Below are 6,050 nucleotides of genomic sequence, written 5' to 3'. Positions count from 1 at the left end.
TGCGCGAAACACTTAAACGTGAAAGCGGAAGTTGCTACTGTTAAGGCAGAAGCTGCTACAGACTACGCGAAACACTTAAACGTGAAAGCGGAAGTTGCTACTGTTAAGGCAGAAGCTGCTACAGAGTGCGCGAAACACTTAAACGTGAAAGCGGAAGTTGCTACTGTTAAGGCAGAAGCTGCTACAGAGTGCGCGAAACACTTAAACGTGAAAGCGGAAGTTGCTACTGTTAAGGCAGAAGCTGCTACAGACTACGCGAAACACTTAAACGTGAAAGCGGAAGTTGCTACTGTTAAGGCAGAAGCTGCTACAGAGTTAGGACTTACGCACGCTCTACGAATTCTTGGCGTTCTTGGCGTCTTGGCGGTTCGATAAATTAAGCTTTTGGGCGATTTTTGCGTAAGTCCTAAGAGTGCACGAAACACTCAAACGTGAAAGCACAAAGTAATTTCACTTTTACATCTTGTGTAATCAAGCTAGAAAGCATATATTTTATCGTGTGCATAATTATAAGCAATTGAAGAAGGCAGCTATGCTGGAGGCAGAACCCGCATTTCTCACAAGCCCCGCGATCGCAGGAAAAAGAAAAAAAGATTTATTTTGAGTGGAGAGTGCAATAAGAAATAATGCGTCCTTACTTCAATCCCCCCGTTTCGCTATAGGGTTACTCAGCACTAAGCACTCAGCACTCCTGAATGTATATGCCTAATCCGCAAAACCTGCCGTTCCTAGAGTCTGTTGGTTGGCAACTAAATAATGTCTATCAATTGACTGAGAAAGAAATGATCCAATTGTATCAACGCAATTGGCATCATCAAACTACTTTCAATAATTTCCAGAAATCAGAAAAAGATTTTGTTCATTATTTAGCCAAAAAATACAACTCTTGGATATTGCCAGATTTAGAAATGTTTCACCTAGAACATCATAATAAAATCCGGAAAATCCTTAATGCTTTTAATCCAGAAGTTCTTCAAAAAGCTTCTGCACACTTCGCAGGTGGTACGCTTTTGGCGTTAGAATATGATGAATATAGGTTTAGTAAAGATATTGATTTTCTCTTCCCCTACGGAACTGAAAATTATAGATATTTAAGAAAATTGGTGTACGATGAAGGAATTGCCGCATTATTTCAAAGTCCAACAGATATTCGATTAGGTGAAAGTACAATAAATCAATATGGTATCCGTTTTCCTGTTGCCGTCAACGAAACGAATATTAAAGTAGAAATTGTAGCCAATGGAGGTTTTACCTTAGACCCCCCTGTTTATCCAAATTGGGCTAATATTCCTTGCTTGAGTATAGGTGATAGATTCACATCAAAGCTTATGGCTAACGCCGATAGATGGAACGATTCAAGCACACAATCTAGAGATTTAATTGATTTAGCAATATTGCGCGTAAATAATGAAATCCCTTTACGAGCAATTGCTAAAGCTGAAGAAACCTACGAAGTGAAAAAGCCCCTAGTTAAAGCAATCAACAATTTCATTGATCGAGAAGAATATAGAGATAAATGTTTTCAACAGTTGAATGTACCTGAAAACAAAATTCCAGTAATAATGAATGGAATAAATTTGCTTTTTGTTGATTTTAATTAAACGCCATCTCAATACTGCGTAGGTTTTGAATGTAGGTTGGGTTGAACTTTAGTGTTACCCAACAAAGCCCTGGAAATGTTGGGTTTCGTTCCTCAAACGCCACCTGCTTCAAGTCGGGAAACCCGCCCAAGGCAGTGGCTCCCCAACCTACACATTTTTATTTTTTAGCCAAAACCTACGCAGTATTGAACGCCATCTAAATTACAGGCTTCATCAAATGCGGCGGAAAACCCACTCCAACAAGAGGGGTGTTGAGGATAGCCGCCCCCGCCGCCGTTAAGTACAGACGCGATTAATCGCGTCTACTGACTGATGACTGTTAACCGTCAACCCAATGACCGTGAAATCTTAGGGCTATTTCGTTCTAGACATAAACCGCCCAGAACTAAAGTTCCTCTCTTATAGCCCAAGTCCACTTTAGTGGACTAAAAACCTTTATTAGTCGTCTTTAGACGACTTTTACTATTAGCCTCAGAATTTATTCTGAGGTGGGCTAGATGAGAATGAAATAGCCCTAGTGAAATCCCATCTCCTTTTGGGGTTGGGATGAGCTTAATGGGTATTAAATCAAAATATTATTGTAACAGAGTTAGCCATCCTTAAAAATTAATGCGACGATAGATTTCAGTCAGGGGAATTTCTACGTTTAAACTGTGTAGAACGATCCCCCGCTCAAGGTCAGAGTGAACTTGCCATAACCAGCGATCGTTACTATTACGATCAACGTTGTGATACTGCTCAATGTAGGGTTCAGTTTGGCTCACAAGCAGATATTCACAAAAGCTAGCAACAGAGCGATATTTTCTGAACTTTTCGCCTCGATCATAGGCTTCGGTAGAAGGCGATAGAACTTCGACAATGAGTGAAGGATTGAGAATTTCATCATTGCGATTGCCATTGAATTCTGGTTTGCCATTAACAACCATCAAATCGGTATAAGTACCACACTGATATTCCGGAATCCAAACTCGCAAGTCGCTGTTATACAAACGAAAATCAGTGTCTCTTAGCAAAAACCCCAAGTTTATTAATAAGTTGCTGGCGATCGCACTGTGGGCTTCAGAACCTCCCGACATAGTAATAATTTCTCCGTTGCGGTATTCATGGCGTTCTGGGTTGGTTTCTTCCATAGCCCGATACTCGTCTAATGTGAGGCGAGTTATTATTACATTTGGGGGGTTCGTTTGAGCAAAGACCACAATCAGACCTCTTGAATAATTAACTCTAAAATTATTATCAGCAACGGCAGGAAGAATTGCCAATTTCAGTAAATCGCAACGTAACAAGTGCGATCGCTGCCAATAAACAAGCCGAAGACCTCATCAAATGCGGCGGGAAACCCACTCCAACAAGAGGGGTGTCCGGGATAGCCGCCCCCGCCGCCGTTAACTGTTAACCGTCAACCAAATGACCGTGAAATCCCATCCCCTTTTAGGGGTGGAATGAGCTTAACGGCTTGCAACCATCAAAGCAATTATCAGTCTTCGAGCGCACCTTTGAGCGGTGCATGGGTTTATGGGCAGACGACAAAAGCCTATACATGAGTTCGTTGTATCAACTGTGGCGGTTTGAAAATGCCCTGGAACTCGGAAAAAATCACAATAGCTATGACGCATTATCTGAAAGGTCAACCGATTTATCGTGATTTCGTCTCTTTTTCTGAAATTAAAAACTGCTTTTGCTGAAACTAGACAAAAGCAGTTTTTAATAGCAAAGCCCAAAATAAGAATTTAGGCATCTTCAAGTTCAAATTGAGCCACCGTAACGGCGTTAAAAGCGAAAGCTAAAACTAATGGCATCGGCGACTGGAACCAAAAGGTAAAAAGAACAGCTAGGATTGTGCCAATTACTGCGGACATCGACCACAATCGTTCTTCAAAAGTCAATCCTTTCTCAGCTTTAATCACCCTGAGAACGTCAATTGGAATTGGTTCTGGCATTACCCCACCCGGAGGGAAAGCCCAGAAGTTGTTACGTCGCTCAACAAATAAATCTGTCCAGCCATTTTCTTGGCACCATGCCTCAATCCATTGAAGTGAGTAATGATTCATCATCGGGTTTCGGAGTTCGGTTTGTGGAAATTGTGTACTTGGTGAATGTAAACTCTTGGAGATTCCTGAACAACTAACTAATCGCTATAAAATTAACGCTAATTATCCAACTTTTAAGCTTTGTTAAGCAGTTGAGACGCATATAATTACGCTCAAACCTTGCTTTCATTAATTAAAAGACTAACAGTTGATAGGGGCTGTTGAATTTAAAAGACAATAAACTTTACTTTAAACATTGAAAGTCAAGAATTGTAAATAAGCCCATGAGTATTACTGCTTAAGAAAACTCTCTATAGCAATCCGATTTGATTTCTGAACTTCTTTGTGTAGGTAGGGAGTAGGGAGTAGGGAGTAGGGAGTAGGGAGTAGGGAATCAGCCTTTTCGAGTTGAGGGCGAGTTTTTTCACGCAATCAAATAGGAGTTCGATATATATTGAGTGCGATCGCTCCGATATTGCCGCTCTCTAGCTAAAGGTGGAAAGCGATGTCTATCACAGGCTACGCATCCACCCTTTTTGGGTTACAAAATATTAAGCTAGGGAAATACACGTTCCCCAAGTCCAGTAGCAAGGCTGGAAGTCTCAATTAAGATGATCCAGTCTTGCTAATATTCAAATGCGGTAATTAAATGCAGCGATTAAACACCAAATTGGCTCTCAATATGTTATTGCGGCAGGGGTTGGCGTTCCTTCTAGGAATTCTTATATGGTGCGTGGCTGATCCCGCACTGGCAGTAGACTGGACTCATCCGCTTTCATTTAGCAATGCAGAGTTGTCAAGACGTGATTTTTCGGGTGAAAGTTTGCAAGCTGCGGAGTTTTCTAACGCCAATATGGAACTGGCTAACTTTTCTAACGCTGACTTGCGGGGAGCAGTCATGAGTGCTTCGGTGATGACAAATGCAAATCTCCACGGAGCAGATTTAACTAATGCAATGGTTGATCAGGTAAACTTGACTAAGGCAGATTTGAGCGACGCAGTTTTCAAAGAAGCTCTTTTGCTCCGCGCCATATTTAATGATGTGAATATAGACGGTGCAGATTTTACAGATGCAATTTTGGATAGAGCGCAAATCAAAGAACTGTGCAGTAAAGCCAGTGGTGTGAATTCCAAAACAGGCGTGCAAACTCGTGATTCCTTAGGATGTCAATGAAACGTGTTGGTGTAATTGGTGGCGGACAACTTGCCTGGATGATGGCGGATGCAGCACAGAAGCTAGAAGTAGAATTAGTAGTACAAACTCCTAGTGAACACGACCCGGCCGTGTCAATTGCGAAAGAAACTGTTTTCGCCCCAGTTAATGATGCAACTGCTACGGAAATATTAGCTAACAAATGCGATGTCATCACCTTTGAAAACGAATTTGTTAACTTAAATGCTTTATCTGTTTTAGCCCACCAAGGCGTTTGTTTTCGTCCCAGATTAGAAGCTTTAGCTCCTCTTTTAGATAAATATCATCAGCGTTGTTATTTACGCGACTTAGGCTTACCTGTTCCCCAATTTTTAGCCCTTGACGAAGTAGAAAATCTCAAATCACAAATAGAATATCTAGGTTTTCCAGCAGTCCTCAAATCCCGCCGCCACGGTTATGACGGTCAAGGTACTTTCATAATTCAAGATTTTGCTACTTTAGAGCAAAAGCTAAGTTATGAAACCGCAACAAAAACTTTAAATCAATCACTTTTCTTGTTAGAAGAATTTATCCCTTTTGAAAGAGAACTAGCAATAATTGCAGCTCGTTCTGTAGAGGGAGAAATTGTAACTTATCCAGTGGTAGAAACCCAACAAGAACAACAAGTGTGTCGGCGGGTAATTGCGCCTGCTGAGATTACGCCTAATCAAGTAGCAGAAATCCAAGCGATCGCACATACTTTATTAAATAGCCTACAAGTAGTGGGGATTTTTGGAATTGAGCTATTTCTAAGTGCTGATGGCAAAATCCTAGTAAATGAAATTGCACCCCGTACCCACAATTCTGGGCATTTCTCTATTGACGCCTGTGAAACTTCGCAGTTTGAGCAGCACCTGAGAGCCGTTTGTGGTTTACCTTTAGGAAATCCGGCTTTGCTGTGCGCTGGCGCTGTAATGGTGAACTTACTGGGGTATGAAAACTCTCATAGCGACTACCAAAACCAGCGTCAACAAATAGCAGAAATTCCCCAGGCGCACGTTCACTGGTATAGGAAGACAGAATCACGTCCTGGGCGGAAGTTGGGACATGTTACCGTTTTGCTGGATAATCAGAATCGAGAATCGGCAAGTGCGATCGCCATTGCCCACACCATAGAATCTATCTGGTATCCCAGGTAAATTTTTCAGAAACTTTCGATGTTGAACACACAACATCTTTTTGAAAGCTATAATGAGTGAAGTTGCACTACGACGTTGGTGACTGCCA

The 6,050-nt window shown here is 41.5% G+C and carries 8 protein-coding genes; 6 read left to right on the top strand and 2 right to left on the bottom strand.

Annotated elements, in window-relative coordinates; translation table 11 throughout:
* Positions 1-375: hypothetical protein (locus tag LC574_RS22280; RefSeq protein WP_267871633.1), on the top strand; the 375-nt coding region annotated here is incomplete at its 5' end.
* A 326-nt stretch (positions 376-701) separates the two neighbouring features.
* Complete coding sequence (locus LC574_RS22275; RefSeq protein WP_229455685.1) at positions 702-1,601, top strand: nucleotidyl transferase AbiEii/AbiGii toxin family protein; 900 nt, start codon at positions 702-704, stop codon at positions 1,599-1,601.
* 599 nt (positions 1,602-2,200) lie between these two features.
* On the opposite strand, the gene LC574_RS22270 is transcribed toward LC574_RS22275, so the two are convergent.
* Complete coding sequence (locus LC574_RS22270; protein ID WP_229455684.1) at positions 2,201-2,800, bottom strand: Uma2 family endonuclease; 600 nt, start codon at positions 2,798-2,800, stop codon at positions 2,201-2,203.
* A 56-nt stretch (positions 2,801-2,856) separates the two neighbouring features.
* Between LC574_RS22270 and LC574_RS22265 the strand changes: the two genes are divergently transcribed.
* Positions 2,857-2,997, top strand: coding sequence for a hypothetical protein (locus tag LC574_RS22265; RefSeq protein ID WP_229455682.1), 141 nt, complete (start codon positions 2,857-2,859; stop codon positions 2,995-2,997).
* Positions 2,998-3,057: 60 nt separating this feature from the next.
* Complete coding sequence (locus LC574_RS22260) at positions 3,058-3,246, top strand: DUF4915 domain-containing protein (protein WP_229455681.1); 189 nt, start codon at positions 3,058-3,060, stop codon at positions 3,244-3,246.
* An 85-nt stretch (positions 3,247-3,331) separates the two neighbouring features.
* On the opposite strand, the gene LC574_RS22255 is transcribed toward LC574_RS22260, so the two are convergent.
* Positions 3,332-3,655 (bottom strand): hypothetical protein, encoded by a 324-nt coding sequence (locus tag LC574_RS22255; RefSeq protein WP_229455679.1) that lies wholly within the window; start codon positions 3,653-3,655, stop codon positions 3,332-3,334.
* 658 nt (positions 3,656-4,313) lie between these two features.
* On the opposite strand from LC574_RS22255, the gene LC574_RS22250 reads away from it, so the two are divergent.
* Positions 4,314-4,805, top strand: coding sequence for a pentapeptide repeat-containing protein (locus LC574_RS22250; protein WP_229455686.1), 492 nt, complete (start codon positions 4,314-4,316; stop codon positions 4,803-4,805).
* Positions 4,802-5,962, top strand: coding sequence for a 5-(carboxyamino)imidazole ribonucleotide synthase (locus tag LC574_RS22245; RefSeq protein WP_229455678.1), 1,161 nt, complete (start codon positions 4,802-4,804; stop codon positions 5,960-5,962). The genes LC574_RS22250 and LC574_RS22245 overlap by 4 nt, the downstream gene beginning before the upstream one ends.
* Positions 5,963-6,050: the final 88 nt, after the last annotated feature.

Origin of the sequence: Nostoc sp. CHAB 5715 (assembly GCF_020829685.1) — a bacterium.
GTDB lineage: Bacteria > Cyanobacteriota > Cyanobacteriia > Cyanobacteriales > Nostocaceae > Nostoc.
This window is presented reverse-complemented; position numbering and strand designations above follow the sequence as displayed.